This window comes from Kitasatospora sp. NPDC056800 (assembly GCF_042789775.1).
Lineage (GTDB): Bacteria > Actinomycetota > Actinomycetes > Streptomycetales > Streptomycetaceae > Kitasatospora.
Window position 1 is genome coordinate 1 of sequence record NZ_JBHUAL010000051.1, and the last position, 25,168, is coordinate 25,168.

The following is a 25,168-nucleotide window of genomic DNA, read 5'->3' on the forward strand; positions in this document are numbered from 1 at the left end:
GGCCTGCACCACGCGGTGCAGGCCGTCGCCCACATGCACACGGCGACCACCAGTCCGGCGATCGCGACGGGCATCCCGATGAGGGTGGCCACGTCGGGGGGCTTGTTCCCGGTCTTGTCGGTCAGCTTGGCGGCGACGTAGACCGCGGAAGCGACGAGGATCGCGCCTCCGACGGCCGCCAGCCATAACCAGCGGCGTCGGTGCCCCCGGCGATTCGGCATCGAACCCATGCCAGTCCACTCCCGGTGATTCGCCAATACGAGCTGCACACAAGGAAAGTGACATGGCATCAGGTGAGATGGTTCCAGGAGGCGACCCCGGACGAATGGTGTTGGCACGTCGTTCACCCGATGTCGTACGGAACGCTCCCGGTTCCGTCCCACCTTACGGCGACCGGCACAACACCACCGAACACTCCCAGCGTCACAACCCCATAGCGCCTCCGCCCATGGGCGGCGCTGTGCCGCCCGCCCCGTCCTACAGCGCCTTGCAGACGGCCGGGGTGCCCGCACCTGGACACCCCGGCCTTCGGTTCACATGCGCCGGCGTTCGAAGAAGAGGAGGAACGGGGGCGGCAGGGCAGCGCTTCGACGGCCTGGGCGGGGCTGCGGACGTCGAAGACTGGCACCGTGTTGGGTCAAGGGGGGTTCTCTCCGCGATCTGCTGCAGGTCGAGCTCGCCGACCGCGATGTCCGCCGCCGGCAGCGGCTGCTTCGAACGGCCCGCTTCCCGCGGCCCAAGCGGCTGCGGGACTTCGACTTCGCCAAGAACCCGAACGTCACCCCCGAGGTCGTTGCCGACCTCAGGTCACCCGGATGGGTCCGGGAAGGGCGCCCGCTGGTCCTGACTCGCCGTTCACCGAGTGGGACAAGACCTTCGGCGATGCCCGCCTGTGCGCGGCCATCGCCGACCGGATCACCTTCCGCCGCACCCTCATCCAGACCGGCACCGAGTCCTACCGCTACCAGGCCACCCAGGAGGCCCTCTTCCCGCCGCGGAATTGACGGCTCGGGCACGATCTCGCGACCCTCACGGCTCCGGTGAGGGCGTACTACAGGACGGCGATGGTGAAGCTGCCGACCACCGGGCGGCCGTTGTCGAGTGTCACCACGGTGATGGCGTCCCGGCGGTTGTTGCACGACGATGTCGGAAGCCCGCTGGCGGAGACACCGGTGGTCGTGGGGCCGCCGTTGGCCAGGATCAGGGCGGTGGAGAGGTCGATGCCGGCGGCCGGGTCGACGATGACGCAGTAGACGCCCTGGTTGGGGGTTTCGAAGCTGTCGACCACGTTCTTCTGCCTCTCCAGCTCCCCTCGGGCGCTCACCTGGGCGGCGGCCCTGGCGTTGGGGGCGACGATCTCGGCCGGCGCGGCGACGGCCGAGGAGACGAACACGCTGGACAGGGCGGTAACTCCTGCGAGGACAGTGGCAGTACGGCGCATGACAGTCACTCCCGGAATCGTTTCGCAGCACACTTCGCTGCGGGCCGACGGAACGTCATCGACGCTAGCGGCGACAGACAGTGACAGGGCACCCATGCACCCGCGAAGTCATCCGATCGAGTACACACGTCGAACGCCTTCCGCAGATCCGAATTCCCGTGTGCGAATCGTCCAGTCCGGCAGGGCAGTCCCCTTGGGCCGGCGGTGGCCCGGGGCGGGCCGTCCGTGTCGAGGCCGTGACGGTCGCGCAGGAAGCGTTTCGGGCCGGCTGACTTCACGGCATCCGGGCGGGCGGAAGTGAGTGTGACAGCGGCGCCGCGGGTACACGATGCCGTGCAGCGGCGCCGGCCTGGAGGACTCCGCTCGTCAGGTGCGGTCGGCCGTCACGGTCACGGTCGCGGGGATGAACTCGGCGGGGCGGACTGCGGCGAGGCCGACCTTCATGACGATCCTGCCGGCCTTGACGTCCTCCTCGGTCATCGTGAGGCCCTGGCCGATCTGGACGGAGTACGCCTCCTCCGGCTTCGTCCCCTGCAGCCCACCCTTCTTCCAGAGGGCACGCAGGTAGGCGTCAGCTTCGGACCGCAGCTTCTCCCACGTCGGCTGGGTGTTCGGCTCGAACATCGCGAAGACGAAACCCTTCTGCAGGTCGCGCTCCACCGTGTCGGCCAGACGCCGCACCGGAATGTACTTCCACCGTTCATCGGTCTCGTTGAGTGTGCGGGTGCCCCAGACGGTCGTGCCCCGGCCCTCGAACTCGCGCAGGATGTCGACCGGCTGGGCCTCGCCCTGCTCCTTGTCGGCCACCGCCTGGGACGGGCGCGCGATGCCCTGCACCGTGACGTTCACCGGCGCCTTCCACACTCCGTGCCTGCCGTCGACCTGGCACCACACTCCGGCGACGGCGCCGACGGGAGGCACCGGCTGAGCGCCGTCCCCGGACGGGATCAGCCACGGGTGGTACAGCGCTGCGTGCGCGCTCTGGTCGGCATCCAGCTTGAACGACCTCGCCGCCTCGCGGGCCTGCCGGGCGTCGCAGTCCTGGTGGGCGTGCAGAATGGCCATCGCCCGGTGGGCCGCCGCGTAGGCGGTCACGGCCCTCGCCGTATCGCCGGCCGCGTCGGCACCGTTGTTCCACAGGCCGAGCGGTACCAGGATCGTCACCTCGTCGAAGGCCTCCACTTCGGCCAGGGCCTCCCGCGCGGTCTTGCCCGCGGTGTTGGCCAGGTAGCAGTGGCCACCCCCGTTCTCGAAGTACCCGCGCAGCACCCGATCGGTCACCCCCGGGATCGCGCCCCCGCCGGCGACCCCGCGAAAGTCGGACCAGTCGCTGACCCGCGCCGCACCCTCGAAGGCCGTACCGAAGTCGGCGATGAACACCGGCACGGCAGTCGGGCCAGAGGACACAGACAGAATCGACATCGAACACTCCATCCAAACCAGACGGGAACGGCAGGCCCACCCGACCGCGTGCAAAGCGCGGCAAGCAGACCCCCCTACATCGGAGCGTAATGCTTCCGGCACCTTCAGTGATCAAAGTCTGGGTTCACGTCACCGCAGCCCAGCAGCTGCGGTATGGGCACTTCATGACCCGCTGACACGGCATCGCCCGGGCAAGGCATGGCAGGCACCATGCCCGTGCCGCCCCGAGCCGTGCGGGCCCGCCCTTCCACGCCGCACTCCATTCACCGGTCCCGGAGAAAGACGAGGCGGCCGGATCGCGATGTGCAACCGAGGCAGTCGGGCCTCGGGGACGCACGTCTTGTCAGGGAGGCGGACCCCGAGGCCCACGGCCACAACATGGCGACGACCGACGGTAACGATCCCGGGATACTCCGCCGCAGCCCACCGGATCACCTGACGAGTGGCTCCCGATCTCGCCTTCCACCGGAGACGTGGTGCCCATCTAACCCGACTAAATCAGCGGCCTCGTGGCCGGCTTCCAGCTCGCGCGCGAAGGCGCGCACGGCGTCGGCCACCACGTCTGCGGCACCCTCCGCCCCGACCCTGGGACCCCTGTCGGCCGTCCGCCGCGCGACAGCGCGGGGCGTTCCCCCGGACCGGTCTCGCCGATGGACGGAAGGCCCCACCACCGGGTGGGAATGATGAACTGGCTCGCGACGACGTTCAGTCCGCACCGCTCACACACGACCGCGAGGTTGAGCCACACGGCACTGTAGGGGTGGACGTCCTTGAAGCCGTGGCCGTCGCGGGCGTAGATGAGCAGCGCGACATCGCGCTGCCCGCGGCCAGTGGCTCGCATCCCGGGGATGTCGCCGATGAACGCGCGGGCGAAGGCCGCCGAGCGGGCCGACCCGCACCGGCCCTCCGGGATGTCCGCGAGGTACACCCGCAGGGGGTCGCCGGACTCGGCGACGGCGATCCGACCGGCCGGTTCGCGCCCGAGCGCACCGGCCACGAAGTCGGCCAGGTCGGCCGCCTCGACGGCAACGGGCGCGTTGTCGCTGTCGGACATGACGGTTCCTCGTTCCAGGGAAGGTGGGGCCGCGCGGGCGGCGGCGCGGCCGAGGCGATGTGGAGCGGCTGGCGGTCGGCCGGGGCCCGCAGACCCCCCGGCCGCCGGGGGTTGGGCGCGAGCAGCAGGGCCTTCGTCGCGTCCTTGAGCGGGCCCTTCTGGTCGTGCAGCAGCGTGGTCATCGCCAGGTTGGCGCGGTGCTCCTGCCCGGTCAGGGCCTCGGGGGCCTTGACGGTGCGGAAGTGGTCCTCGAACTCCACGACGGCCTGAAGGGCGGCCCAACGGGTGCCCCGGATGTTGTCCTGGGTGCCGGCCTCGGCGAACAGGTGGTGCAGCCGGTCCCGGCGCTCCTTCTGGGCGGCGACCCCGTGGCCGAGTCCTCGTAGCCGACTCGGGAACCCAGCGATCGGTGGACCTCCGCTCTGGCGCAACGCCTACCCCCCAAGCCTCGGGATCGACCGTCCGAGAAGGAAGACGACACCGCATTCGTCCCATTGGCAGGGGTTGCCGCGGCTTAACGCCCGAAAGGTTCACCTCAGAGTCGATGGAACAATGACCACTAACTCGCTATAGACATTCACCACCGACCGGCCGTGAATGTCTACGCCGCTGCTCAGCCGGCTTGTACGCCTGCGTCGTCGAGGCTCTCCTCGTCGCCGGACGAGGGGCCCGGCACGGTGCTCCTGGTGGCCAAGGCATGCTTCCGTGGCCTGCCCTTGGGGCGGCGCGCCGGCACCTCGGCGCCCAGCCTGGCGAGCTCCTCCGTGCTCCAACCGGCCGCCTCGGCGGCCGCGTACGCCCTCCCGTACGGGACCTCGGTTTCTGCCAGCTGGTCCTTCAGGCACTTTCGCTCCGCCATGACGGCTGCGAGCGGCACGATGGCCTTCTCGCGGTCGTCCTGGATCTCGCGCATTCGCCTCAGAAAATCGTCTTCCCTCGTCATGCAGCGGATCGTAGAGCCACCGCCCCCGACGGTTTCGAATCTTCCCGCGCGCCTCACCCGTGTCGGTGATTTCCGGCTGCCAATCCGGCGTATCCGCTGGCCGTCAATTCGATGACCAAGCAAGGTGGCGCAGCAGGGCGGCACGGCCAGGGCCACCTTCGAACCGACCGCCCGAAACCCCCGGCCAGCGGAACCGAGGAGGACCGACGGTGAGTGCCACAGAGGGCGCCCGACGACGGGAACGGCAGATGCAGTCGCCGCGGTCGAACCGGGTGAACCTGGCCTACAACGATGCCGAGCTGACGATCGTACAAGAGGCCGCGAAACGCGACGGCATGGCGGTGTCCGCGTGGGTGGCCCGAAAGGCACTGGCGGTGGCCAAGTCCCAGCTCGTGCCGGTATCCGCGGATGCCCGGGACGTACTGGCTGAACTCATCAGATCGCGCGGCGAACTGGTGCGAATCAGCGAGTCCCTCAGTCCGGTCGGTCCCCGCGATGGCGAGCCCGGCACACTCCTCATCGAGGAAGCCGTACGGCGAGTCGACCGCGCGACGCTGCAGCTGATGCGCGAGCGGGCGTCGCGCTGGTGATCCCCAAAAGAGCGAAGGGCGGAAACGACACCGCCGGGCTGCTGTTCTACCTGTACGGCCCCGGAAAGCGGGACGAGCACGAGGACCCGCGCATGGTCGCCGCCTGGGCGTCATGGGTGCCCGACCCCGCGCGGTCGGCGGAGACGACGGTCGGGGATCTCGCGCTGCTCCTGGACGCTCCGGTGCACGCTTCCCGGGGCACCATCCCGGCCGAACTCGTCTACCACGTCGCGGTGCGTCTGGCACCCGAGGATCCGCTCCTGACGGACGAGCAGTGGGGCTCGGTCGCCCGGGCGATGATGAGCGCCGCCGGTGTCGCCCCACAGGGCGACAGATGGGGCTGCCGATGGGTGGCGGTCCGGCATGCTGGCGACCACATCCACATCGTCGCGACGAAGGTCCGCCAAGACGGAATCCAGCCGAATCTGCGGCAGGACATCGTGCGGATGCAACAGCTCGCCCGACGGTTCGAGGTGCGGTGGGGACTGCGTCGGCTGACGTCGGGGGATCGGACCGCGAAGCGGTGGCCGACGACGGGAGAGACCCGAAAGGCCTCGCGCCGTCACCTGCCCGAAAGTGCGCGTGAGCAGCTTGAGCGAACGGTCCGTGTGGCAGCGGCGGCCGCAGCCGGCGAGGACGACTTCTTCGCCCGGCTCCGGTCCTCCGGTCTGCGGGTCGCGCAGCGTTCCGGCCCGGGGCGCAGCGCCCCGACGGGCTACACGGTCGCACTCCCCGGCGACCGAGACCGGGGCGACCGGGCCGTGTGGTTCGCGGGCTCGAGCCTCGCCTACGACCTGTCGCTCCCCCGGGTCCGCGAGCGCTGGCAGGTACCGATCCCGGAGCCAGACGTGCCGCCGCATGCGTTCTGGCAGACGCTCCAGCACAACCTCAGCACGGCTTCGGGTTCGCTCGGCTCCGGCGGACGGCAAGCAGGGGCCGGCGACGTCGCCGCGCTCGGCGACCTTCTCGTCCTGATGTCCGCGGCCGCACCTCCCCTGGTCGAACCGAACCTGCGAGCCTCGGCGGCGGAATTCGAGCGGGCCGCCAGAGCCCCGGGCAGACGCGACCTGGACGGCGAAGCGCGAATGCTCCTTCGGTCCTCGGCCCGCCTCCTCGTGTCGTCGGCCAGGTCGGCCGGGCACAACGACGCGGCCGCCTTCCTGGGCTTCCTCCTGGCCCTGGTCGCAGCCGTCACGGCCGCGCAGCTCTGGCACGAGGAACAGGGCTACCGTCTCCAGGCCGACGCGGCGAGGAGGACCGGCCGGTCGCTCCTGGAAGCTGTGGAGCTGAGCACCGGAGCGTCCGTCGAAACCAGCTCTCGGTCACGCACGAGACGGCCGGGGCCCGCCTCACCGGTGCCCAGCCGATCGTCGCTACTGACCGACGTCGTGACGAGGGCGCTGCCCAGTCATGCGTCGGCGGTGCTCGTGGATCCCGCCTGGCCTGTCCTGCGCAGCCGCCTCATCGCCTTGGAGCGACTGGGCTTCGACCCCTCATCGGTTCTCGCCGCAGTCGCCACGCGGCGTGAACTCGGCTCGGCGGAGTCCATCGCCCAGGTTCTCGTCTGGAGGTTGGACGGCTGGGCCCGCGCTCGCGGCGAGGCTCTGGATACGCGGGCAGCGACAACCGCTACACCGACCGCAGGAGCCAAGAAGACCGCCGGTCCTTCGGCCGGGGCGAATCGCGTTCCCGGCAACGGTACGGAAGGCCCCAGACGGGGCCGCTGAGCGACAGGAGATCACGATGACCATGCCCTACCCGGGTGAACCGTTCGCCGAGGCCGTCGGCGAGGCGGTGCAGACGTCGTCGGCGGCGGTGCGCCTGGTGCTGGCCGTCGCGGACGCGGTCCGCCGTGGGGCGCAGCGGAGGTCGGGGCGGGAGCACCCGCTGCCGCCGACCGACCTGGCGCTCACCGAGGCGGCCGGGGATCTCAAGGCCCTGCTCGCCCCCGATGTCGCCTGGATGTTGATGTCCGGTCCGGACTGGCCGATCATGGCGCAGCAGTTGGTCGCCTTGCGGCGGGCCGGTGTCGACCTGGAGCACTTCCTGCCGCGGGTCGGGGACATCGCGGTGTCGGTGCGGGATGCCGTCCTGTCCGACTCGGCGCGGATCACGGCCGAGCAGACCCAGGAGTGGGCCGGGCTGCTCCGCGAGACCCTTCCGGCGGGCCCGGTGCGCGAAGCGATCCTGGCCTCCCCCACCTGGCCGGAGATCGCCGCGACGATGCAGGAGCTGCTGGAACGGGGCGTCGATGTCCGCCGGATCCTGGCGGCCGCCTACGCCGAGGGGACCGGTGTCGGGCAGGCGGTCGACCGCGGGCTCGACGCCGCTCAGCGGCGGGCGAGCGGGCCGAGCCGGGACTCCGTACGCTCCTACGGTCCGTTGACGGTAGGGCTGGACCTACCGAGGGATCTCGACCTCGGAGACCGCCGGAGGGCGCTGGCGCAGCTGGGTGTTAGCCAGGCGGAGAACGCCTCGTTCGTACGCTGGGTCTACGAGGCGCTGCCCGGCCGGGAGCGTGAGGCGGCGCTGCTGGTGAACTCCCGCCCCTGGCCGCTGCTGGCCGCCCGGATGGCGCACATGCAGGACGGTGGCAAGCCGGTCCGGGAGCACCTGGCGCGGCTGATGCGTGATCGCGGCTGGGAAGCCGGCCCCGCCTCCTACCTCGTGCCCCGCCTCGTCCAGGCCACCGCCGACGCACTACGCAGGCCGGCGAACGACGCCGTCACCGCGGCCACGGTGGTGACCGACGCGGCCCGGGCTTCCTCGGCAACGGCGGGACAGCCCCCGTCATGGACCCGGGGCGCGAAGCCCAGCCCCAAACGCACCGCCCACCGTGCTCCCATCCCGAAGCCCAGCGCCGGACGGTCCCGGTAGCCGCCCCAAGCCCCGCTCTGACACAGCTCCTACGGTCGCGTGGCGCCCGCGAAGTCGGAGGCGGGCATGTCCGTGACGGGGGCCTTCTTGACGACGTCGCCGGTCTTCGGCGCGGAGATCATCAGTCCGTCGCCGAGGTAGAGGGCCACGTGGTAGACGCGGCCGCTGCCGCCGTGTCTCCAGAACAGCAGGTCGCCCACCCGGAGTTCGGCCTGGGCAACGGGACGGTCCGCCGTGGCGGAGTACTGCTCGGCGGCGGTGCGGGGGAGCCGGCGGGCGGGCCAGTAGGCGTACTGGACGAGGGCTGAGCAGTCCCAGCCGACCGTCGCACCGGCCAGGCACTGCCCGTCCCGGTAGCCGCCGTCGCCGTCGCAGTACCCACGGCTGGGCCCGGCCGGGTTGCCGCCGCCATAGCTGTAGGGCACGCCGAGCTGGGTGGCGGCCCGGCGGGCGGCGTCCGGGCCGGCGCCGTGGCCCGTGATCTCCGAGACCGGACCGGTGCCCTGGAAGCGGGCCACGTTGCCCATGATGTCCGCCACATAGCGCCGGGTTTCGGCGTAGGGCGGCACGCCTCGGTTGGCTTCCACGGCGGCCCACCCCGCGTTGTAGGCGGCCAACGCCAGGCGACGGGGGTCGTCGGCGATGCCGGACGCGGCCGCCTGCCCGAGCAGACTGCACATCAGCCGCCCCTGCGCCATCACGGCGTCTCCGATCTCGAAGGGCGAAGCCGTACCGCTGCGGTCGTCGTCCCTCCCCCAGGTCGCCCAGGTACCCGGCATGAACTGGGCCGGTCCTTCGGCGCCCGCCGGACTGCGGGCGTCGGCACGGAAGCCGCTCTCCTCGAACAGCTGGGCCGCGAGCAACGCGGCTGTCAGCGCCGGGTTGTGGCAGGCTTCAGCGGCCTTGAGCACCCATGGCCGGTATTCCTCGGGCAGCCCGGCGACCGGTGTCCTGCCCGTCTCGGCGGCTCCCGCCGTCACCACCGGAACGAACGCCACGACGACCACACCGAGCAGCACGAGGAGCACGAGGAGCACCGCACAGCAGACCGGACCCTTCTTCACGGAGACCTCCTTGTGAGGTGCATCGATAGGCCCGAATGGGCGGATGGGCGTGCCTTCGGCACCGCCAGGGGCGTTACGCCACGTGGTCAAACGATCAGTTCCTCGCTCCTGATCGAAAGGCCGCTCTGACAACGCGAGTTGCTGGGGGAGGTTGCGACGTGGCACCCGATCCGGTGGTACCTGTTCAGCAGGCACGCACCGTCCCGAGGTACGGGCTGATGCCGGTTCACGGATACGACATCGCCTCCGCCGTGGTGCTTCAGATGCTCAACGGCGGCGACGGACGGGGCCTACGGGCCTGCGGGCTCGGACCGGGAGAACCGGTGCCGTACGGCGTCCAGCCGGTGCTGGTCGCTCCCAGCACCGTCTACGGCACCGTGCAGGTGGAGGCGATCGTCCGAAGCTGGCCGGCCGACACCGTTCCGAAGCCGTGGCTCGTCGTGGTGGCCGACGTCCCCGCCAAGCCTGCGGCCGCGGCCCGCTACCGTCTCCGTGCCCTGGGCGGGCGTCTCGCCGGGACGGTGTTCCTGCCCTACCTGCCGGCGCTTCGCTCGGTCGCACGTGCCGAAGACGCCCTGGCCGACGCCGCCGTGGCGCGCGCGGCCGCCCGGCTGCGCACCCAGATGGAAGGGAAGTGACTGATGTTCATCGCCGAAGATCCCAAGAACTCGGGACTGATTCCCGCCGCCAAGCCGACCAAGATCCCGGGAATGGAGGGCACCGTCAGCACCTTGTTCGGCTACGGCCTGTGGATCCTGCTCCTGGCCGGTGTCGTCGCGGCCGGTGTCGGGGTGTGGAAGCTCGCGATGTCCGACAAGTCCCGTCACGGCGGCGGGTCCGAGCCGTTCAAGTGGATGGGCAGTGGAGTGGCGGCCGTCCTGCTGGCCGGCTCGTTGATCTCCATCCTCAACGGCATCGCGGGCTGACATGAGGAAGTCGAGGGGAGGCCGGCCCCTGTCCCGGACCGTGCTGTGGGGCTCGGGCGCCATGCTGGCCGCCGTGCTCGGGCTCACCGGGTACGCGGCCCTGGCCGGTCACGACGACGTTCCGGCGGCCCGGCACGCGGGCCCGGCGTCCACGTCGTCGCCACCGGCGGCGACCACCGCGCCGCAGCCGGCGCCCACGTACAGCGTCCCGCCGACCTGGACCGAGCCGGAGCGCTGGCTCGCCGCGCCGAGGGGTGCGCGGAAGGCGGCGAACGGTCGGGAGACCGGCTTCCCGAACACCACCGACGGCGCCATCGGGATGATGGTGGCCGCCTCCGCGATGGACGTCGAAGGATCCGGCACCCTCGCGGAGCAGCAACTCGCCGTCTACAGGGCCTACATGGCACCCGCCGACCAGTCCCCGACAGCCGAGGCGAAGGTGCGCCAGGGCGCGGAGCGGGCCGACGCCGCGACCCGCAGAACCCTCGGACTGCCAGAGAGCGGGCCGCTGCCGGGCGGCGCGTTCATGCGGACCGTCATGATCGGGGTCAAGCTCATCCAGGTCACCCCCGCCCAGGTGACCGCCTACGTACTGATGAACGTCACCGACAAGGCCGGGGAGACGGCCGCGGAGAAGACGGTCTACAGCGTGGGGATCCTCGGAGCCGTCTGGCAGGACGGCGACTGGAAGTTGTCAGGACAGGCCATCAAGGACGCGGCGGCGCAGGCCGACCGGAAGCCGCCCATCGCGGCGCCGGGCGACGCCGCCTTCAACGCGGCAGGCTGGACCGCGATCAGGCAGGCGTCGTGAGGCGTCGGATCGCCGCCGTCCTCCTGTCCCTGGCGGTCGTGTTCGGCAGCGCCACGGCCATCGCGCCACCGGCCGCCGCGGACGACGGCGTCGTCGGCTCGATCGTGGACTTCGGCTGCTAGCAGACCGCTGTCGGTCTGGTCGGACGGATCTTCGACACCGACTGGTGCGAGTCGGCCGGGAAGGCCACCGACAAGGCGGTCAAGGAGGAGTGGAACTCCATCTGGGAGTCCGCCGTCGGCGACTGGCTCAAGGCGGCGGTCGAACTCTGCAGAACGCTCATGGCGGCGACGCTGGCGATCGCTTTGAAGGGACCGTCGCTGAAGCTGGAGAACACCGGGCTGTGGAACGGGAACGCCGTACTGGCCGGGATGATGGCGTGGCTCGGCCTGCTGATCTCCGTGTTCGGATTCATGTGGCAGGCCGGGCGCATGGCTGTCACCGGCCAAGCCAAACACCTGTTGCGGGCCGCCTCGGGGTGGGGGCAGAACGCGATGCTGAGCGTCTTCGGCGTATCGCTGGTGGCGCTGCTGCTCACCGCCGGTGACGCGCTGACCGACGGCCTGGTCCAAGGCGTCTTCCATGACGACACGACCGCCTTCGACAAGATCATCACCACCATGGTCCCCAACGGGATCGTGAACCCCGTGATCGTGGCCGGCGGCGCCGTGGTGCTCATCCTGGTCGGCTTCGTCCAGCTCATGCTGGTCTTCCTGCGCAACAGCGCGATCCCGATCCAGTGCCTGCTGCTGCCGATCGCCGGGGCCGGACGGGTCGGCGGCGACGCCACCCAGAAGTGGGTGACGAAGCTGATCTCCTCGATCCTCGTCGGCATCGCCTACAAACCCGTCCTCGCGGTCATCATCTGTGCGGGCTTCACCGAGTTCGGTAAGTCGGACGGCTTCGCCGCGTGGCTGCGCGGCCTGGCCACCCTGATGCTCGGCATCCTCGCCCCCGGACCGCTCACCCGGATCTTCGCCTCCCTGAGCGAGGAGCTCGGGTCGGGCATGGCCGGCTCCGGCGCTGTCGGGGCCATGGGTGCGATCGGTGCGATGGCGGGGCGCGGAAGCGGTGAGATCGCCGGAAGCGGGGCCGAGGGGGCCGGGGGAAGCCAGCCGACCACAGCCGTGGAACACGCCAAGCGCGTCGAACAGGCCAGGTCCAGGGGCAAGGCCGCCGCCGACGAGCAGGACGGCGGCAGCGACGCCCTCGCTCAGGCCTCCCGTACCGGTGCCGGGTTGGTCCCGAACCCGACCGCCCCGGGAGACGGTGCGAGCTCCGCAGCCGGTGCCGGGGGCTCGGCGGGAGCCGGTGGTGCGGCAGGTGCTGCCGGGGCAGCGACCGGAGCGGGCCCCGTGATCCAGGTCCTGGACGGACTCGACCAGGCCGTTCAACAAGGTGCCGGGGAGATCGGAAACGGAGGACACCTGTGACCACGCTTGAAGTCCCGGACGGGTTGAGGGTGCAGGGATTCCGTGCACGGCGCAGCTTCGGCCTCGCCGGAATGTCGCGCGAAGCCACCATCCTGGCCGCCGTCGTGCTGATCGCCGACGGCATCGTCGGCGCCCGCTACCCCGGCACCTTGCTCGTCACCATGCCGCTCACGCTCGCCCTCGCGGGGCTGGCCGCCGCGCGCCGTCAGGGCATGCCGGCTCTGGCCTACTACTGGGCCGTGCTCGCCTGGCGGCATGCCGACCGTTCGGGCAGCACCTCCTACCGCCAGGTCCTTCTGCCGCAGCCCTACGCGCTGGACCTGCCCGGCGTCGGCGCGAGCTCCGTGCTGATCGCCGCCCACGACCCCACCACGGGCCGTCCGGTCGGGGTGGTCCACAACCGGTCCAGCGGAGCGATGACCGTCACCACCCTGCTCGCCCCCGGCGGGACGCTCATGGCCACCACCAGCGCGGTACGCGGCAGCCTGCGCAGCTGGAGCGCGGTCCTGGACGCGATGAGCACCGACGAGCAGATCCTGGGCGCCGCCGTCACCGTCCAGATCACCCCGGGCGCGGGCGAAGCGCTCGCCGACGACGTCAAGGACCGCCGTCGACCGGACGCCCCACGCCTGGCGCTCGACACGATCGACGAACTCGTGCGCACCACGCCGCGCGCGACCGCCTCGGTGGCCCCGTGGATGAGCGTCATCGTCGACCCCACCGCGGGGGCGAACCCGCCGACCGACCTGGCCGAGCAGGTGGCCGAGGCCCTCCGGGTGGTCGACACGCTCGACCTGAACGGCACCGGCACCGACATCGTGCGCCGGAGCACGCCCACCGACCTTCGCCGCCTGGTACGTTCCGCCTACGATCCGGCGGTGTTCGACGCCCGGGACGAGGACTTCGCCGGGCTGACCTGGGGTGAGTGCGGCCCGGTCGCCGCCGACGACCTGCTGGAGGCCTACGCGCACGACGGCGCTGTCTCCGTGAGCTGGGTGCTGCGGGAGATGCCGCGCCGCCCGATCCCCTACAGCGTGCTGCTGCCGCTGCTGAGCCCCGGGCGGTTCCAGCGCCGCGTCACCCTCTCCTACCGGGTGCTCGACCCGTACGAGGGCGAGGCGGTCCTGGAACGTGAGATCTCCAACGCCGAACAGCGCGCGCAGGCGACCGCACAGGTACGGGGACGCGCGAGGTGGAGCCAGAAGGCCGACCACCAGCGTGCCGAGCAGGCCGCCCACCAGGCGGCGAGCGGCGCCCAGGTCGTCGAATGGACGCTGAGGGTCACCGCCACCGCCCGCTCCGCCGCCGAACTCCCCGACGCCCGGCAGGAGTTGGAACGCGCGGTGAAGGCGACGAAGGGCATCCGGATGCGCCCCGCCTACGGCGCGCAGGCGTCCACGTTCGCGGCCGGTCTGCCGATCGGCTACCAGCCGTTGGTGAAGTAGGGAGTCGGCATGGGACAGCCGAAGCTGCTGACGCCGCGTTGGAACCCCGACCCGGACGACGGCTGGCCGGAGCGCGGGAAGGCCCGCGGTGTACCGGGCGGGCGGCGGACCTACGCTCCGCGGCTGGGCTGGGGCGGCCTGTTCGGTGGCCGGGCAGCGGTGGAGGACACCGGCACCGTCTACACCGGGCCCTCCACCCAGGCCGGCGCGATCTATCCGTTCCTCCTCGGTTCGGGGCTGCCGCCTCGCGGAGTGCCGGTCGGCCGGGACGTGCTCACCGGCGAGCTGGTGTGTGTCGACCCGTCCGGCTGGACCGGGAAGCTGACCACCAATCCCGGGGTGTGGGTCATGAGCCAGCCCGGCGTCGGCAAGAGCGCCCTGGTGAAGCGCATCTGCCTCGTCTACGTCGCGTTCGGCAGCATGATGTGCGTGCCGGCCGACGTCAAGGGCGAGTACACCGCGATGATCCGCGAACTCGGCGGCAGCGTGCTGAGGATCGGCACCGGGGCCGACCGGATCAACCCGCTCGACTCCGGCCCTCTCCTGGGCCGATCGGCCTCGCTGCCCGCCGCCGAACGCGGCGCCCTGCTCGACGTCCTCAACGGCCGCCGGCTGGAGACCCTCGGCGCCCTGCTGGCCACCCGGTGCGGGCTCGGTCGCCAGCCGGACGAGATCGAACGCTCCGCACTCACCACCGCCGTACAGCTCGCCGCCGATGCCGCGCCGGGCACCGACCCGGTCATCCCCGACGTCATCACCGTCCTGCGCCAGGCCCCCGAGGCGCTGCGGGCCAAGCTGGCGGCCGAGGGCGACACGTACCTCGACCTGACCCGCTCGGTCGTGGCAGGGCTGGACAACCTGGTCGACGGGCCGCTCAAGGGCATGTTCGACGGGCCGACCACGACGCCGCTCGACCTGGACGCCCCGTCGGTGTCGGTCGACATCGACGCCCTGCGGGCCCGGGGCCGTGACGTCGTCTCCGCCGGGATGATCGCCAGCTGGGCCTACACCTACAACACGATCGACAGCGCCCGCAGCCTCGGTGTGATCCGCCGCCGGCTCGTGCTGCCCATGGACGAGATGTGGCGGGCCCTGCGTTCCGGCCCCGGCCTGGTCGACGCCATGGACTCCATCAGCCGCCTCAATCGCACCACCGACGACGTCACCATCTACGTCACGCACTCACTCCAGGACATGGAAGCCCTACCCACCGAGGAGGACCGGGCCAAGGCCAGAGGCCTGATGGACCGGTGCGACACCTGGGTCATCGGGGGCTCGACCGACGAGGAACTCGGCCGCGTCTCCGGCAAACGAACCCTGACCGAACAGGAACGCCTGCTGATCACGTCCTGGGCCTCGGCCACCAGCACCGGCCTCGACGCCTCCGACCACGTCCATCCCGGCTGCGGCAAGTACCTCATCAAGCTGGGCACCAGGCCAGGCATCGCCGCGGCGATGGAACTCACGTCCACCGAGCAGCGGCTCTACCAAACCGACACGGCCGGGAACGCGCCCGAAGGAGCCCGCCGATGATGACCGAGAACGACCGGGCGTGGCTCGCCGGCGGCTCGGTGGTCCTGTCCGCCTCCACCTGGACCGGTGCCTCCGTCTGCGCCGCCATCGCCGGAGCCGACGTCCCGCCGCTCAGCCCCTTCACCGTCTTCGAGATGACGCGCGACTGGCACTCCGTCTGGCCGAACTCCCCCACCACCAGTGCCATCGGCGCCGTACTCCTCGACCTGGTCGTCCTCGCCGGCATTCTCTGGGGCCTGCGGACGGGACTGCGCTGGTTCCACAACGCCTCCCACCTCGCCACCCTCCACCAGGTACGCGACCTCGCTCCCGAGCGCGCAGCCCGCACCGCCATCCGGCTGCGCGCTTCCCTCCACGGGGTCAGGCCTCGCGCCGTCGCCCCGCACGACCGTGGTGTGCTGCTCGGCGACCACCTGCCGACCGGCGTGGAACTGCGCGGGTCCGACGAGGACACCTACCTCGCCCTGATGGCACCCCGGGCCGGCAAGTCCTCGACGATCGCGATCCCGGTCGCCGAGGAAGCCCCGGCGGCCCTGCTGCTGACCAGCAACAAGCCGGACGTCTACGCCGCCACCCTGGCCTCCCGCCAAAAGGCGGGCAACGTCTGGGCGTTCGATACCCAGGGCGTGGCCCGGATCGAGCGGGCATGGTGGTGGGACATCATCTCCGAGGCCGAGACGCTCGACCGCGCCGAGCGCCTGGCCGGGCACTTCGTCAACCAGGTCAAGTCGGACGTCGCCGACCCGTTCTGGTCTCAAGGCGCCGGCGACCTGCTGGTCGGCATGTTCCGCGCCGCCTGGTGGGACGGCGCCACCGTACGGCACGTACTCAAGTGGCTGGCCGACCCCAAGGAACGGGCGCCGCTGCGGATCCTCTACCAGCACGAGGAGGTCCTCGCCGAACAGGTCGACAGCTCCATCAACATCGCCGAGGAGACCCAGTCCGGCATCTACCAGAACGCCCGCACCGCCGTCAGCGCGCTGCGCGACGAGAAGGTGCTCGCCTGGCTGCTCCCCGACCGGCACCGGCCCCGGTTCCGGCCGGAGGAGTTCGCGCTCAGCCGGGACACCCTCTACCTGCTCAGCAGGAAGGGCGGCGCCGCCTCCGCCGTCGTCGCCGCGCTGGCCGACTCCGTGTTCACCTCCGCCTCCGAGGCCGGAGAGCGCCACGGCGGACGCCTGCCCGAGCCGATGCGCGCGGTCCTGGACGAGGCGGCCAACATCTGCCGGATCGAGGACCTGCCCGACCTCTACAGCCACCTCGGCTCACGCGGCATCACTCCCTGCACAATCCTCCAGTCCTACCGGCAGGGCGTACGGGCCTGGGGAGAGGTCGGCATGGACGCCCTGTGGAGCGCGGCCACGAAGAAGGTGATCGGCGTCGGCCTGGACGACCCGCGCTTCGTCAACGACATCGCCACCCTCGTCGGCAACCACGACGTCATCCGCGAGTCCCGTTCCAGGAGCCGCGACGGCGGTTCGACGTCCTTCAGCGAGCACCGCGAGCAGATCCTCGAACCTGCCCAGGTCCGTGCCATGAAGCGCGGCACCGCCCTGCTGCTGTCCACCGGCATGCCCGTCGCCCAGATCGCGCTGCGCCCCTGGTACGAGGAACCGGCCATGGCCCACCTCGGCCCCGCGATGAAGACCGAGGAGGCTCTCATCGCGAAGCGTGCCGCCGTCGCCTGGGAGGCCCGGAGGTCGGCTCGCCATGACTGACGAAGCCGCGGATCGGGTGCTCACCGAGGACGTGGAAGATCTCAAGGCCATGCTCCAGGCCGTTCAGGCCGAGTTGCGGGACCTCCGGGAGTCCGGCTCGGCCAGCGCCGGATCGGCGGATCACGGAAGCGAGACACCCGACGACGCCGAGGCAGAGCAGGAGGAGAGCACCGAGTGGCAGTACCCGCCCTTCCTCTTCCTCCTCGAAGGCGAGCAGCGCGACGCGGAGCTGAGGCTGCTCGCGGAGTGGGTCGAAGGCGTCCTCGTCCCCGGCTGCCTCGGCGAGGCATCCGCCGAATCCCGGTGGTGCCATCTGTGGATCGAGCACTGGGACGCCGTCGGTGTCCTGCACGCGATGTGGCTGGCCTGGCAGGAACTCACCGATCCCGCCACCTGCGGCTACACCGGGCCCAGCGTCTGGTACCGCGACCACTACCGGCCGCACATCGCCGACCTGCGCGGTCCGGGAGGGCCGTTCGCCGGCTGCACCAAGGGCGAACACCGGACCGGGCACCGACTGCCCGGCAGGGTGCCCAGCGCCTGGTGCACGACCGAGGACGACAGCTGACCGGCCGACGCTACCGGGTCTTCCTCCGCGGATGGAGCGCACCGACCTCTCGGGACAGCTCGGACGCGCGGTGGGCCGGCAGGCGCGCCGGGTCCGACGGGCGGGCCACCGTCGTGCTGCGGGCACGGGCGGCGGCGGCCTTCACCCGGCGGGTGTCGTAGAAGGGGTCCCCGGTGAAGCCGAGCGTGTTCCGACGGTCCGCCTCCAGCACGGCCCGGCCGAGGGGGCTGCCGACCGCTTCGGCCGCGCGCGCGGTGGCGATCTGCGCTGCGGCGGACGCTTGACGGGCGCTGTCGTAGGCGATCGTGATGTGGCGGATCTGCTCGGGCGACGCCGGGTACCACCTGGTCCAACCGTCCCGGAACCGGTCGGAGGGTGCGCTGCCGCGGGGGTTGTGGGCGGGATCGGAACTGAGGAGTGCTCCGCGCTGGACCAGGGCGGAGCCGATGCGGGGGACGTGTTCGGCGAGGATCTGTCCGGCTGCGGGGACAGCGTGGGCGGCAGCGAGCAGGTGGGTTGCGTCGCCCGGCGCCGTGATGATCTCGTGCGGGGCCCTGGGGGCGCGCCGCCCGGTGTCGCGGCGGGTCCAGCCCGGGGAGAAGAGGGTGCGCCCGAGCCGGACCACCGCGAACTCCGCCTCACGGACGAGGCGCGGGTTCGAGGCCGCGGGCGCGCTGCCGAGGCCCGACTTCCAACTGGCCGCGGCCTGTTGCCAGGCCTGAGCCGCCTCTCGCAAGGCGCCGCCGGCCACATCCACGACGCCCTGGGCGACCGGGTCGGACGTGAGGAGATCCCGGGTGTGCTCGATCAGACGGGCGGTGAGCAGGTGGGCCACCGCGGAGTGGTCGGCGGCGATCGACAATTCGGCGACGGTGGCGTCCGGGAGGCGCTGGGACGCTTGCTGCGCCACGTGGGCGGCCAGCCATTCCAAACCTCCGCCGACCGCCCGGAGCGCTTCGTACTGCGACTCGCCCGGCCTGACCGGGGGCGGCGGCGCCGTGGCGGCCTGCGGGAGGTGCGTGAGACCGGGAGCCGGGACGGACGGGCGGGGCGAGTGGAGCTGGCGCTGGATGCCGATCGCCGCCCGCTCGATGAGCACCGCGCGCTCCCTGAGGCGGTAGGCCACGTCATGGCTGCGAATCACCCGGCGGTCGGACGGGCACAGCTGGCCGATCCGCACGGCCACCCGCCCGGCGACGCTGGCGAGTTCGGCCGTCTGGGCGACCACGTGGCGCGCGACCCCGGAGCTGTCCAGGTACGCGGCGTAGGGGCTGCGGGGCTCTCCGTCCGGCCCGTGGTGGCTGGCGAGCAAGTCTCCGGCGAAGCGGAGGAAGCCCACGGCTTCGGCCAGGTGCGACGCTGCCGGGTCGGGCTCGGGCCACGCATAGAAGGCCTCGTCCCGCAGCAACCGTCCGAGGATCTCCACGTTGCTGTGCAGTCGGGCCACGTCGCCTTCGGCAATGCCGAGCGGGTCGGGAGCGAGGGCTCCGAATCGGCTGGTGCCGCGGTGGAGCAGCTGGAAGACGTCCGCCAGCGCCTCGCTGCGAGCGGCGTGCTGACCTGGTGTGCTCGGGCTATCGGCGTCGGCGAGGGTGAGGGCCGCCAGGGCGTACTCCATCCTGGAAAAGGCCAGGGTGACGAAATCACCCCAGGTGACGTCCGTCATCCGGCCGCTCCCTGCTCGACGGGCAGGGCATCGCGCAGTGCGGCGGCGGCGTCCCGGGCGTGGAGGGCGGCCATGTGACGGTCCCGCATCCGCCGGACGTCGGGCGAGCGCCGGGCGAGCTCGTCGAGTGCGTCGGCGAGGCCGGCCAGGTGGTCGACCAGGTCGTGGTCGGCCAGGCGGTCGCCGCCCTCGGGGTCGCTGTCGGGCAGTGGGAGGTAGATGGTCGCCTCGGTGGCGTAGGAGGCGGCGGTGAGGGCGGCCAGCTGGTCGTAGCGGTCGTCGCGGACGGCCAGGTCCGCGAGCGCGTGTGCGGCAGTGGCGGCCGTCCTCAAGGCGGTGGCGGCCGCCTGTTCGACGTCCGGCTGGTCCGGGTTCGGGTTCATGATTCGGTCCTCCGATGGGATGGCGGTGCGGAGACAGACGAGCACAGCTCGCACCGGTTCGGGGTACCGACCGGGGTTGCTGTGGAAAACACGGGCCTGACAGCAGGGCGGTTCACCGGATCGGATGAACTCGCCGAGTTCGCTCCCAGCCTCGGCTCACCTCTGCTTGGGCGTGCGCCCCGGCTGGACGGACGATCCGCCACGTCGCAGGTGCGCCGGCCGCTCACCCGCAGCGGCGGTCGGCCGCCTCGGGGACGTACGGGCCGACCGCGCCGTGGCCGCTCTCGCCGAGACGCTTCCTGGTTGCGCGGCCGTCGGGCCAGGCCGTTGCAGCGCCTCGCCCATCCGCCGCAGCTCGGGAACATCGACGGTGATGGACGGAGTCCCGGCGGCGGGACCTCCATCCTGACGCCGCGCGGACATGCTGTAGGCACCTGCCGCGTTGCCGAGAACCAGGAGGGCCTCCGCGCTCGGCAGCCCGATCTGGCCGCGGCGCAGCCGGTCAGAGGCCAGTTGGGCGAGCCGGGCGATCGTCTCGCAGGCGCGGATCGACACATTGCGAAGGAACTCGGAGACACGGTGGTCGCCGAAGAGCCGACCGGCACATTCACCTGCCCTCAGCGCGAGAGTTCGCCACAGTCGGCCAACCGCTTCCCGTACGGCCCCAAGTTGGCGCCATTCCTCCAGTCCGCGAAGGTCTGGGTCGCATCGCTCGGCATCGCGAAGAGCTGCGTTGACGGCCTCCGCGCCGTACCCTGCGGCAGGCAGTACCGTCGCCCCCTGCACGTCCCGCATCACAGGTCCACCCGACTTCGCGGCAACCTGCTGCCACCGAACCCGCAGCGCCTCGACATCGGCCTCCAGGATCACTCGCAGATCGTCGGCCGTGCTACGCCCCGCGGGCACGATCTCCTTCCAGGCCTCCATCACCTCACGGAGCTGCACCCTGAGATCGGGCAGCCCGACCTGGTCCGTCACCAGCCGAGCACCTTCCGGCTCAGCCGTTCCCTTTTCGGTCCACAAGGGCAACTGATCCGCCTGCGCTTCCCAAGCTCCTGCCGAATTCTCGTGTGCCGCCGATTCCAGGTGTGCACGCACTGACCCGCCGTCCGTTCCGGCACCCGCCGTCAAGCTCCCCACGAGTCCGGCCGAGACCGCGTCCTCCTCTGCCAGCCGCTCCCAAATCCTCTGATCATTCTCTGGAGGAACACCGAGAATGACGTCCTCCCGCTCCGCCGGCTGCAGTGATCGCATCCACCATCTCCCACACGACTATCCGCATATACGTCTGTCTGCACCAACAAGGAGTGGGATGCTTCGGGCGGGCACCGCCCCCTCCAGGTACGAGCTCCCCCGGTGTAGCACACGCCTGCCGAATTTCACCGGCCAACGCGACGGCCATATCCGAACTCATCGGCTCACCCTGATCACAAGCACCGGCGCGCCATCAATCCTCGCGGCACTGGCGCCCGCGCACCCGAGTTTCCGAAGGCCACCCGACCAACCATCAGGGGTGAGCCGAGAATCGGCCCCGTCGACGAACCCTGTCCCGAGAGCGAGCGAAGTCAGCAATGACTGAGTACAGCGAGCGAAGTCAGCAATGACTGAGTACAGCGAGTTAGTGCTTATTGTGACACTTAATGCTGCTGACAAGGCTGGATGATTCGGCGATCCCGTCCATTCACGCTGGTACCGGATCCTCCGCCGTCGGGTGGTTCGCACCACCGGTCACTGGCCCACGTCCTGCGTCGCCTAGCCTTGAGCGATGAACCTGAGCCTTGCGTACCGGACCGCCGAATCGCTGCTCACGGGCATCCCCCTGCGCTGGGCGCACTCCCGTCAGGTATTCGAGCAGGCCCGGCTCCTCGGCCCGACGCTCGGGGGCGACGAGGAGCTGGTGCGTGTCGCCGCAGTTCTTCACGATGTCGGGTACGCGCCCTCGGCGGTCGACACCGGCCAGCACATGATCGACGGCGCCCGGTACCTGCGTCGGATCGGTGTCCATGCCGAGGTCTGCTCGCTCGTCGCCTACCACTCGTCCTCGGAGTGGGAAGCGGCCGAACTGGGACTGTCGGCCGCGCTCGCGGAGTTTCGCCGGCCGCCGTCGGACCTGCTGGACGCGATCACGTACTGCGATCTCACGAGCGGACCCGACGGCACCGTGGTCGACCCGGTGTCCCGGCTCGACGAGGTCCTTCACCGGTACGGCACCGGCCACGTCGTCCACCGTGCCGTCTCCGCGGCTCGCCCGGCGCTGCTGGCCATGGTCGACCGGGTCGCGAAGCGGATGGCCGAGTCCGCCAGCGCCTGAGTCAGCCGAGGTGTGGGGCCGGCTCGTTCCGGAAGCCGTGGTCGAGGCGGAGCCTGGTCGTCGGGGCGATGTCCATCCCTTCGAGTTCCGCTCGCGGAACCCAGCGCACCTCGAAGGACTCGGAGCTGGCCGTGAGGCGGCCGCCGACCGGCCGCGCCCGGAAGCACAGGGAGAACTCCTGGCGCACTTCCCCGTCGGAGAACTCGATCACGTGCCCGGGGTCGCTGTACGTGCCGACGAGGCCGGTGACCTCGACCTCGATACCGGTCTCCTCCCGCACCTCGCGCACGACGGCCCCTGGAAGGTTCTCGCCGATCTCCAGAACCCCGCCGGGCATGCCCCAGCGGCCGTTGTCGGAGCGCCGCTCCAACAGGAGATCGCCGCGCTCGTTCACCACGAACGCGGTGACGGCGGGCACGATTCGCTGGGCTTTCGGGGCCTTCGGATCGTCGAAGTAGTCGGTCCGGCTCACGATTCCTGCCTCGGTAGCGGAACAGCACCGGCCCAGACCTTCTCGAAGCTCTGCCGGTAGGTCGAGACCAGCTGGGCGCCGACGACGCGGCGCAGGTGGAGCACCGGGGTGAGCGGTGCGCTCACCCCGTAGATCTGGGTGTTCACCAGCATCTCGTCGTCGAACCAGTACAAGGAGTTGTGCAGCGTGGACCGGTGCGTCCGGAACTCGATGCCGGGCGTTCCGTAGAGCGGCCGGTAGAGCTTGATGACCTCGCACACCTTGTACGCGACGCCCTCGCCGAGTTCCTCCTCCTCGCCCCGTCGCGCGACCTCCGTACTCTCCGGGTCACCGAGCAGCAGACGGATCCGGACGCCCGCCCGAGCCCGTTCGGCGAGCGCCCGGTGCCAGCGCGGGTTCTCGGCGAGATGGACGCCGGCATGGACGAGCACGCCGATGTCGGAAGCCGAGCGCTGAGCGAACTGCAACCACAACTCCGGTGGCACGGAGGAGCGGTGGGGGTATACATGGACGATCTCGGCGTCGGCCTCGTCCAGGCGCCGGGTCTCCGACTTCGCGTCCGGCCAGAGGTAGTCCTCGTCGGTCTGCAGCTTGGCCGCCGCCGCCTGGCGATGCCGCCTGTACGGTTCACGGCTCTTGAGGATCCAGCGCTCCACCGTCTTGGCATCGACTCCGCAGTGCTCCGCCAGTTCCCGCTCGGTGACTCCGCGGACGACCAGCGCGGACCGAAGGCGTTCGTTCGCCATGGCACCCCCGGGTGGGACGTCTTGGGACGTATTGAGACTCCAGGAGAATACCGAGGACGTCCCAAGACGTCCAGCTCAGGCCTGATCATGTCCCCCTCCCCACCGGCATTCTGAGTCTCCGCCGGTTCGACCGGATCGAATCGGCCGGCTCGAATCCACCCGCTCATCTGCGGAGACTCGCCATGATCCCCTGCATCCTCAGCGCCGTCGTCAGCGACCTGATCGGCACCGCCGGCGTCCTCGCCGACATCCACGTCAGCCCCAAGGGGCTCGCTCTGACGGAGGCGGCGTGAACACGACCGCCGACGCCAACAGCACCGAGGCGCCTCGACGGCCCCTGCCGCTGCCCGGCCTCCTCTCGGCCGTCCACATCCTCGACCCCCACACCCCCGGCATCGCGGGCCTGGCCTCCTATCTGGCCCGGAGGCACGCTCGGGTGACGGTCTCGCCGCCGCGCCCCGATTCCCGCCCCGACCTGCTCCAAAGGCTCGAACGGTGCGGTGTCGGCCTTCGGGCGGCCACTCCCGGGACGGCCTCGCTGATCTGGGGCGGGGACAACACCGTGGTGCACGAGGTCCTGGACCACGCCGTCGGCCGAGGCCTTCCGATACTGGGCTACGGGCGGGCCGTCGAGCTGCTGGCCGCCACGGCGCCGACCACGGTCGCCGTCGCCGGCAGCCACTCGACCACCATGGCCGCCGCCGCGCTCACCTGCGCGCTCGTCAGCCGCGACCCCGGGTGGATCCTCGCCGAGGCACCCAAAGGAGACTCCGCCGGCTACGACGGCGGCGGAGAGCTCCTGGTGGTGGACCTGTGCCCGGACAGCTCCGGCCACGACGCCTCGCCGCCCGGTTGGCGCTTCCGGTCCCTGGGCGAAGGCCTCGACCCGGCCGTGACGCTGGTCACCGCCGCGGACGCCGCACCGCCGAGCTGATGGAACCAGCAGGAGGCGCTGGACCAGATGGAGGCCCTCGCCCGACGGAGCGGCACGGTGGTGCTGTGGGCCGCCCAGCCCGGCTGCCTGGAGCTCGCGGACCGGCTGCGCCGGCGCCGGGGCCCGAGCGTGGTGACCGTCGGTCGCGGCGCCGACATGGACGTGCAGGTCCTCGGGAGCTTCTGGACCGGTGAGGAGCACCGCGTCACCGTCCAGGCCGGCGGCGAGCGTCACACCTTCACCGTGCCGGTCGCGGGGACGAACTCCGCCATGGCCGTGGCAACGGCCTGGGCCGCGGGCTGGGCGCTCGGTGTCCCCGGCGACGAACTCGTCGACGGGCTCGGCGCGTTCGCCGGCGTCGAGAGGTCGCTGACCCGGCTCGGCACGAGCGGTGGAATCGACGTCGTGGAATCCATCGCCGTGCACCCGAGGGAGATCGAGGCCGACCTCCAGGGCGCGCGGATGCTCACCGAGGGCGCGGTGGTGGCCGTGTACGAGCCCTCCGGGCATCTGCGGTCGAACACGCTCGCCGGCCTGATCGCCGACGCCCTGACGGCCGCCGACCGAACGGTGCTGCTGCCCGTCCACTCGACGTTCCCCCGTCACCACAATCGCGTCGACGGCGGCGAGAGCATCCTCACCGCCAGTCCCGCGGGCACGGTGATCCGCTACGAGCCCGGCCTGGACCAGCCGGGCCCCGAGTCGCTGGTCGCCTCCCTCGTCCGACGGGGCGACCTGGTCCTGACCATCGGCCCCCACGCCGCCCGCCGGATCGGGCCCTCCCTGCTGGCCGCCCTCGACCGCTCGTAGCCTCCCCTCCTCCCCCGCTTC

28 protein-coding genes and 2 pseudogenes are annotated in these 25,168 nt (G+C 71.2%); 17 read left to right on the plus strand and 13 right to left on the minus strand.

What is annotated here, in order from left to right; translation table 11 throughout:
- Nucleotides 1–230: hypothetical protein (locus ACFRQN_RS14245; protein WP_380740558.1), on the minus strand; the 230-nt coding region annotated here is incomplete at its 3' end.
- Between the two features lie 307 nt (nt 231–537).
- On the opposite strand from ACFRQN_RS14245, the pseudogene ACFRQN_RS14250 reads away from it, so the two are divergent.
- Both ACFRQN_RS14250 and ACFRQN_RS14255 read left to right on the plus strand, forming a co-directional pair.
- A pseudogene (locus ACFRQN_RS14250) lies at nt 538–788 on the plus strand (ATP-binding protein); the annotation flags it as partial.
- Nucleotides 789–815: 27 nt separating this feature from the next.
- Nucleotides 816–1,004, plus strand: coding sequence for an ATP-binding protein (locus ACFRQN_RS14255; RefSeq protein WP_380740560.1), 189 nt, complete (start codon nt 816–818; stop codon nt 1,002–1,004).
- 47 nt (nt 1,005–1,051) lie between these two features.
- Here ACFRQN_RS14255 and ACFRQN_RS14260 read toward each other — a convergent pair whose 3' ends face one another.
- The 5 genes and pseudogenes from ACFRQN_RS14260 to ACFRQN_RS14280 form a co-directional block, all read right to left on the minus strand.
- On the minus strand, nt 1,052–1,441 hold the full coding sequence (locus ACFRQN_RS14260; protein WP_380740562.1) for a hypothetical protein: 390 nt from the start codon (nt 1,439–1,441) through the stop codon (nt 1,052–1,054).
- Between the two features lie 366 nt (nt 1,442–1,807).
- Nucleotides 1,808–2,875, minus strand: a complete 1,068-nt coding sequence (locus ACFRQN_RS14265; RefSeq protein WP_380740564.1) for a phage tail sheath family protein — start codon at nt 2,873–2,875, stop codon at nt 1,808–1,810.
- Between the two features lie 481 nt (nt 2,876–3,356).
- Nucleotides 3,357–3,917 (minus strand): hypothetical protein, encoded by a 561-nt coding sequence (locus tag ACFRQN_RS14270; protein WP_380740630.1) that lies wholly within the window; start codon nt 3,915–3,917, stop codon nt 3,357–3,359.
- Nucleotides 3,918–4,171: 254 nt separating this feature from the next.
- Nucleotides 4,172–4,348: pseudogene (locus ACFRQN_RS14275) on the minus strand (hypothetical protein); the annotation flags it as partial.
- 182 nt (nt 4,349–4,530) lie between these two features.
- On the minus strand, nt 4,531–4,860 hold the full coding sequence (locus ACFRQN_RS14280; protein WP_380740566.1) for a hypothetical protein: 330 nt from the start codon (nt 4,858–4,860) through the stop codon (nt 4,531–4,533).
- A gap of 209 nt (nt 4,861–5,069) precedes the next feature.
- On the opposite strand from ACFRQN_RS14280, the gene ACFRQN_RS14285 reads away from it, so the two are divergent.
- From ACFRQN_RS14285 to ACFRQN_RS14295, 3 genes are read left to right on the plus strand one after another with little or no spacing between them, the layout of a single operon-like run.
- Nucleotides 5,070–5,450 (plus strand): hypothetical protein, encoded by a 381-nt coding sequence (locus tag ACFRQN_RS14285; RefSeq protein ID WP_380740568.1) that lies wholly within the window; start codon nt 5,070–5,072, stop codon nt 5,448–5,450.
- Nucleotides 5,447–7,177, plus strand: coding sequence for a relaxase/mobilization nuclease domain-containing protein (locus ACFRQN_RS14290; protein WP_380740570.1), 1,731 nt, complete (start codon nt 5,447–5,449; stop codon nt 7,175–7,177). Before ACFRQN_RS14285 ends, ACFRQN_RS14290 begins: the two co-directional genes overlap by 4 nt.
- A gap of 16 nt (nt 7,178–7,193) precedes the next feature.
- Entirely contained in the window at nt 7,194–8,327 is a 1,134-nt protein-coding gene (locus ACFRQN_RS14295; protein WP_380740572.1) for a hypothetical protein, read from the plus strand.
- 29 nt (nt 8,328–8,356) lie between these two features.
- Here ACFRQN_RS14295 and ACFRQN_RS14300 read toward each other — a convergent pair whose 3' ends face one another.
- Complete coding sequence (locus tag ACFRQN_RS14300; RefSeq protein ID WP_380740574.1) at nt 8,357–9,391, minus strand: NlpC/P60 family protein; 1,035 nt, start codon at nt 9,389–9,391, stop codon at nt 8,357–8,359.
- Nucleotides 9,392–9,609: 218 nt separating this feature from the next.
- Here ACFRQN_RS14300 and ACFRQN_RS14305 point away from each other — a divergent pair, with 218 nt between their 5' ends.
- Genes ACFRQN_RS14305 through ACFRQN_RS14320 form a run of 4 tightly spaced genes read left to right on the plus strand, consistent with a single transcriptional unit; the run spans nt 9,610 to nt 11,250 of the window.
- Nucleotides 9,610–10,029, plus strand: coding sequence for a hypothetical protein (locus tag ACFRQN_RS14305; protein ID WP_380740576.1), 420 nt, complete (start codon nt 9,610–9,612; stop codon nt 10,027–10,029).
- Between the two features lie 3 nt (nt 10,030–10,032).
- Nucleotides 10,033–10,317: a hypothetical protein gene (locus ACFRQN_RS14310; protein ID WP_380740578.1), complete on the plus strand. Its 285-nt coding sequence runs from the start codon at nt 10,033–10,035 to the stop codon at nt 10,315–10,317.
- Nucleotide 10,318: 1 nt separating this feature from the next.
- Nucleotides 10,319–11,128 carry a hypothetical protein gene (locus ACFRQN_RS14315; protein WP_380740580.1) on the plus strand — a complete coding sequence of 270 codons (810 nt, stop codon included), beginning with the start codon at nt 10,319–10,321 and terminating at the stop codon, nt 11,126–11,128.
- Nucleotides 11,125–11,250, plus strand: coding sequence for a hypothetical protein (locus tag ACFRQN_RS14320; RefSeq protein WP_380740582.1), 126 nt, complete (start codon nt 11,125–11,127; stop codon nt 11,248–11,250). Before ACFRQN_RS14315 ends, ACFRQN_RS14320 begins: the two co-directional genes overlap by 4 nt.
- Here ACFRQN_RS14320 and ACFRQN_RS14325 read toward each other — a convergent pair.
- Nucleotides 11,247–11,411 (minus strand): hypothetical protein, encoded by a 165-nt coding sequence (locus tag ACFRQN_RS14325; protein ID WP_380740583.1) that lies wholly within the window; start codon nt 11,409–11,411, stop codon nt 11,247–11,249. The two genes, ACFRQN_RS14320 and ACFRQN_RS14325, sit on opposite strands and share 4 nt — an antisense overlap.
- Between ACFRQN_RS14325 and ACFRQN_RS14330 the strand changes: the two genes are divergently transcribed.
- From ACFRQN_RS14330 to ACFRQN_RS14350, 5 genes are read left to right on the plus strand one after another with little or no spacing between them, the layout of a single operon-like run.
- Entirely contained in the window at nt 11,410–12,561 is a 1,152-nt protein-coding gene (locus ACFRQN_RS14330) for a hypothetical protein (RefSeq protein WP_380740585.1), read from the plus strand. The genes ACFRQN_RS14325 and ACFRQN_RS14330 overlap by 2 nt on opposite strands.
- Nucleotides 12,562–12,590: 29 nt before the next feature.
- The gene (locus ACFRQN_RS14335) at nt 12,591–14,006 is read left to right on the plus strand and encodes an SCO6880 family protein (RefSeq protein WP_380740628.1); all 1,416 of its coding nucleotides are present in this window, start codon (nt 12,591–12,593) and stop codon (nt 14,004–14,006) included.
- 9 nt (nt 14,007–14,015) lie between these two features.
- Complete coding sequence (locus ACFRQN_RS14340) at nt 14,016–15,539, plus strand: ATP-binding protein (protein ID WP_380740587.1); 1,524 nt, start codon at nt 14,016–14,018, stop codon at nt 15,537–15,539.
- The gene (locus ACFRQN_RS14345; protein ID WP_380740589.1) at nt 15,536–17,257 is read left to right on the plus strand and encodes a type IV secretory system conjugative DNA transfer family protein; all 1,722 of its coding nucleotides are present in this window, start codon (nt 15,536–15,538) and stop codon (nt 17,255–17,257) included. The genes ACFRQN_RS14340 and ACFRQN_RS14345 overlap by 4 nt, the downstream gene beginning before the upstream one ends.
- Entirely contained in the window at nt 17,250–17,825 is a 576-nt protein-coding gene (locus ACFRQN_RS14350) for a DUF4913 domain-containing protein (protein ID WP_380740591.1), read from the plus strand. The genes ACFRQN_RS14345 and ACFRQN_RS14350 overlap by 8 nt, the downstream gene beginning before the upstream one ends.
- Before the next feature lie 10 nt (nt 17,826–17,835).
- Here ACFRQN_RS14350 and ACFRQN_RS14355 read toward each other — a convergent pair whose 3' ends face one another.
- The 3 genes from ACFRQN_RS14355 to ACFRQN_RS14365 all read right to left on the minus strand — a co-directional run bounded on the left by ACFRQN_RS14355 (nt 17,836) and on the right by ACFRQN_RS14365 (nt 20,852).
- Nucleotides 17,836–19,491: a hypothetical protein gene (locus tag ACFRQN_RS14355; RefSeq protein WP_380740593.1), complete on the minus strand. Its 1,656-nt coding sequence runs from the start codon at nt 19,489–19,491 to the stop codon at nt 17,836–17,838.
- A complete protein-coding gene (locus ACFRQN_RS14360; RefSeq protein ID WP_380740595.1) occupies nt 19,488–19,874 on the minus strand; it encodes a hypothetical protein in 387 nt (128 codons plus the stop codon). Before ACFRQN_RS14360 ends, ACFRQN_RS14355 begins: the two co-directional genes overlap by 4 nt.
- Before the next feature lie 156 nt (nt 19,875–20,030).
- Nucleotides 20,031–20,852, minus strand: a complete 822-nt coding sequence (locus ACFRQN_RS14365; RefSeq protein WP_380740597.1) for a hypothetical protein — start codon at nt 20,850–20,852, stop codon at nt 20,031–20,033.
- Between the two features lie 787 nt (nt 20,853–21,639).
- Between ACFRQN_RS14365 and ACFRQN_RS14370 the strand changes: the two genes are divergently transcribed.
- On the plus strand, nt 21,640–22,185 hold the full coding sequence (locus tag ACFRQN_RS14370; RefSeq protein WP_380740599.1) for an HD domain-containing protein: 546 nt from the start codon (nt 21,640–21,642) through the stop codon (nt 22,183–22,185).
- Nucleotide 22,186: 1 nt separating this feature from the next.
- On the opposite strand, the gene ACFRQN_RS14375 is transcribed toward ACFRQN_RS14370, so the two are convergent.
- Entirely contained in the window at nt 22,187–22,657 is a 471-nt protein-coding gene (locus ACFRQN_RS14375) for an NUDIX domain-containing protein (protein ID WP_380740601.1), read from the minus strand.
- Complete coding sequence (locus tag ACFRQN_RS14380; RefSeq protein ID WP_380740603.1) at nt 22,654–23,403, minus strand: helix-turn-helix domain-containing protein; 750 nt, start codon at nt 23,401–23,403, stop codon at nt 22,654–22,656. The genes ACFRQN_RS14375 and ACFRQN_RS14380 overlap by 4 nt, the downstream gene beginning before the upstream one ends.
- A gap of 289 nt (nt 23,404–23,692) precedes the next feature.
- On the opposite strand from ACFRQN_RS14380, the gene ACFRQN_RS14385 reads away from it, so the two are divergent.
- Nucleotides 23,693–24,337, plus strand: coding sequence for a hypothetical protein (locus ACFRQN_RS14385; RefSeq protein WP_380740605.1), 645 nt, complete (start codon nt 23,693–23,695; stop codon nt 24,335–24,337).
- A 27-nt stretch (nt 24,338–24,364) separates the two neighbouring features.
- Complete coding sequence (locus ACFRQN_RS14390) at nt 24,365–25,147, plus strand: hypothetical protein (RefSeq protein ID WP_380740607.1); 783 nt, start codon at nt 24,365–24,367, stop codon at nt 25,145–25,147.
- The last annotated feature ends 21 nt before the right edge of the window (nt 25,148–25,168 follow it).

Bases quoted from the DNA above. Each gene is read 5' to 3' on its own strand.
- ACFRQN_RS14255 (WP_380740560.1), top strand. From the start codon at position 816: ATGGGTCCGGGAAGGGCGCCCGCTGGTCCTGACTCGCCGTTCACCGAG.
- ACFRQN_RS14260 (WP_380740562.1), bottom strand. From the start codon at position 1,441: ATGCGCCGTACTGCCACTGTCCTCGCAGGAGTTACCGCCCTGTCCAGC.
- ACFRQN_RS14265 (WP_380740564.1), bottom strand. From the start codon at position 2,875: ATGGAGTGTTCGATGTCGATTCTGTCTGTGTCCTCTGGCCCGACTGCC.
- ACFRQN_RS14270 (WP_380740630.1), bottom strand. From the start codon at position 3,917: ATGTCCGACAGCGACAACGCGCCCGTTGCCGTCGAGGCGGCCGACCTG.
- ACFRQN_RS14280 (WP_380740566.1), bottom strand. From the start codon at position 4,860: ATGACGAGGGAAGACGATTTTCTGAGGCGAATGCGCGAGATCCAGGAC.
- ACFRQN_RS14295 (WP_380740572.1), top strand. From the start codon at position 7,194: ATGACCATGCCCTACCCGGGTGAACCGTTCGCCGAGGCCGTCGGCGAG.
- ACFRQN_RS14305 (WP_380740576.1), top strand. From the start codon at position 9,610: ATGCCGGTTCACGGATACGACATCGCCTCCGCCGTGGTGCTTCAGATG.
- ACFRQN_RS14310 (WP_380740578.1), top strand. From the start codon at position 10,033: ATGTTCATCGCCGAAGATCCCAAGAACTCGGGACTGATTCCCGCCGCC.
- ACFRQN_RS14315 (WP_380740580.1), top strand. From the start codon at position 10,319: ATGAGGAAGTCGAGGGGAGGCCGGCCCCTGTCCCGGACCGTGCTGTGG.
- ACFRQN_RS14330 (WP_380740585.1), top strand. From the start codon at position 11,410: ATGGCGGCGACGCTGGCGATCGCTTTGAAGGGACCGTCGCTGAAGCTG.
- ACFRQN_RS14325 (WP_380740583.1), bottom strand. From the start codon at position 11,411: ATGAGCGTTCTGCAGAGTTCGACCGCCGCCTTGAGCCAGTCGCCGACG.
- ACFRQN_RS14340 (WP_380740587.1), top strand. From the start codon at position 14,016: ATGGGACAGCCGAAGCTGCTGACGCCGCGTTGGAACCCCGACCCGGAC.
- ACFRQN_RS14345 (WP_380740589.1), top strand. From the start codon at position 15,536: ATGATGACCGAGAACGACCGGGCGTGGCTCGCCGGCGGCTCGGTGGTC.
- ACFRQN_RS14350 (WP_380740591.1), top strand. From the start codon at position 17,250: ATGACTGACGAAGCCGCGGATCGGGTGCTCACCGAGGACGTGGAAGAT.
- ACFRQN_RS14355 (WP_380740593.1), bottom strand. From the start codon at position 19,491: ATGACGGACGTCACCTGGGGTGATTTCGTCACCCTGGCCTTTTCCAGG.
- ACFRQN_RS14360 (WP_380740595.1), bottom strand. From the start codon at position 19,874: ATGAACCCGAACCCGGACCAGCCGGACGTCGAACAGGCGGCCGCCACC.
- ACFRQN_RS14370 (WP_380740599.1), top strand. From the start codon at position 21,640: ATGAACCTGAGCCTTGCGTACCGGACCGCCGAATCGCTGCTCACGGGC.
- ACFRQN_RS14380 (WP_380740603.1), bottom strand. From the start codon at position 23,403: ATGGCGAACGAACGCCTTCGGTCCGCGCTGGTCGTCCGCGGAGTCACC.
- ACFRQN_RS14390 (WP_380740607.1), top strand. From the start codon at position 24,365: ATGGAGGCCCTCGCCCGACGGAGCGGCACGGTGGTGCTGTGGGCCGCC.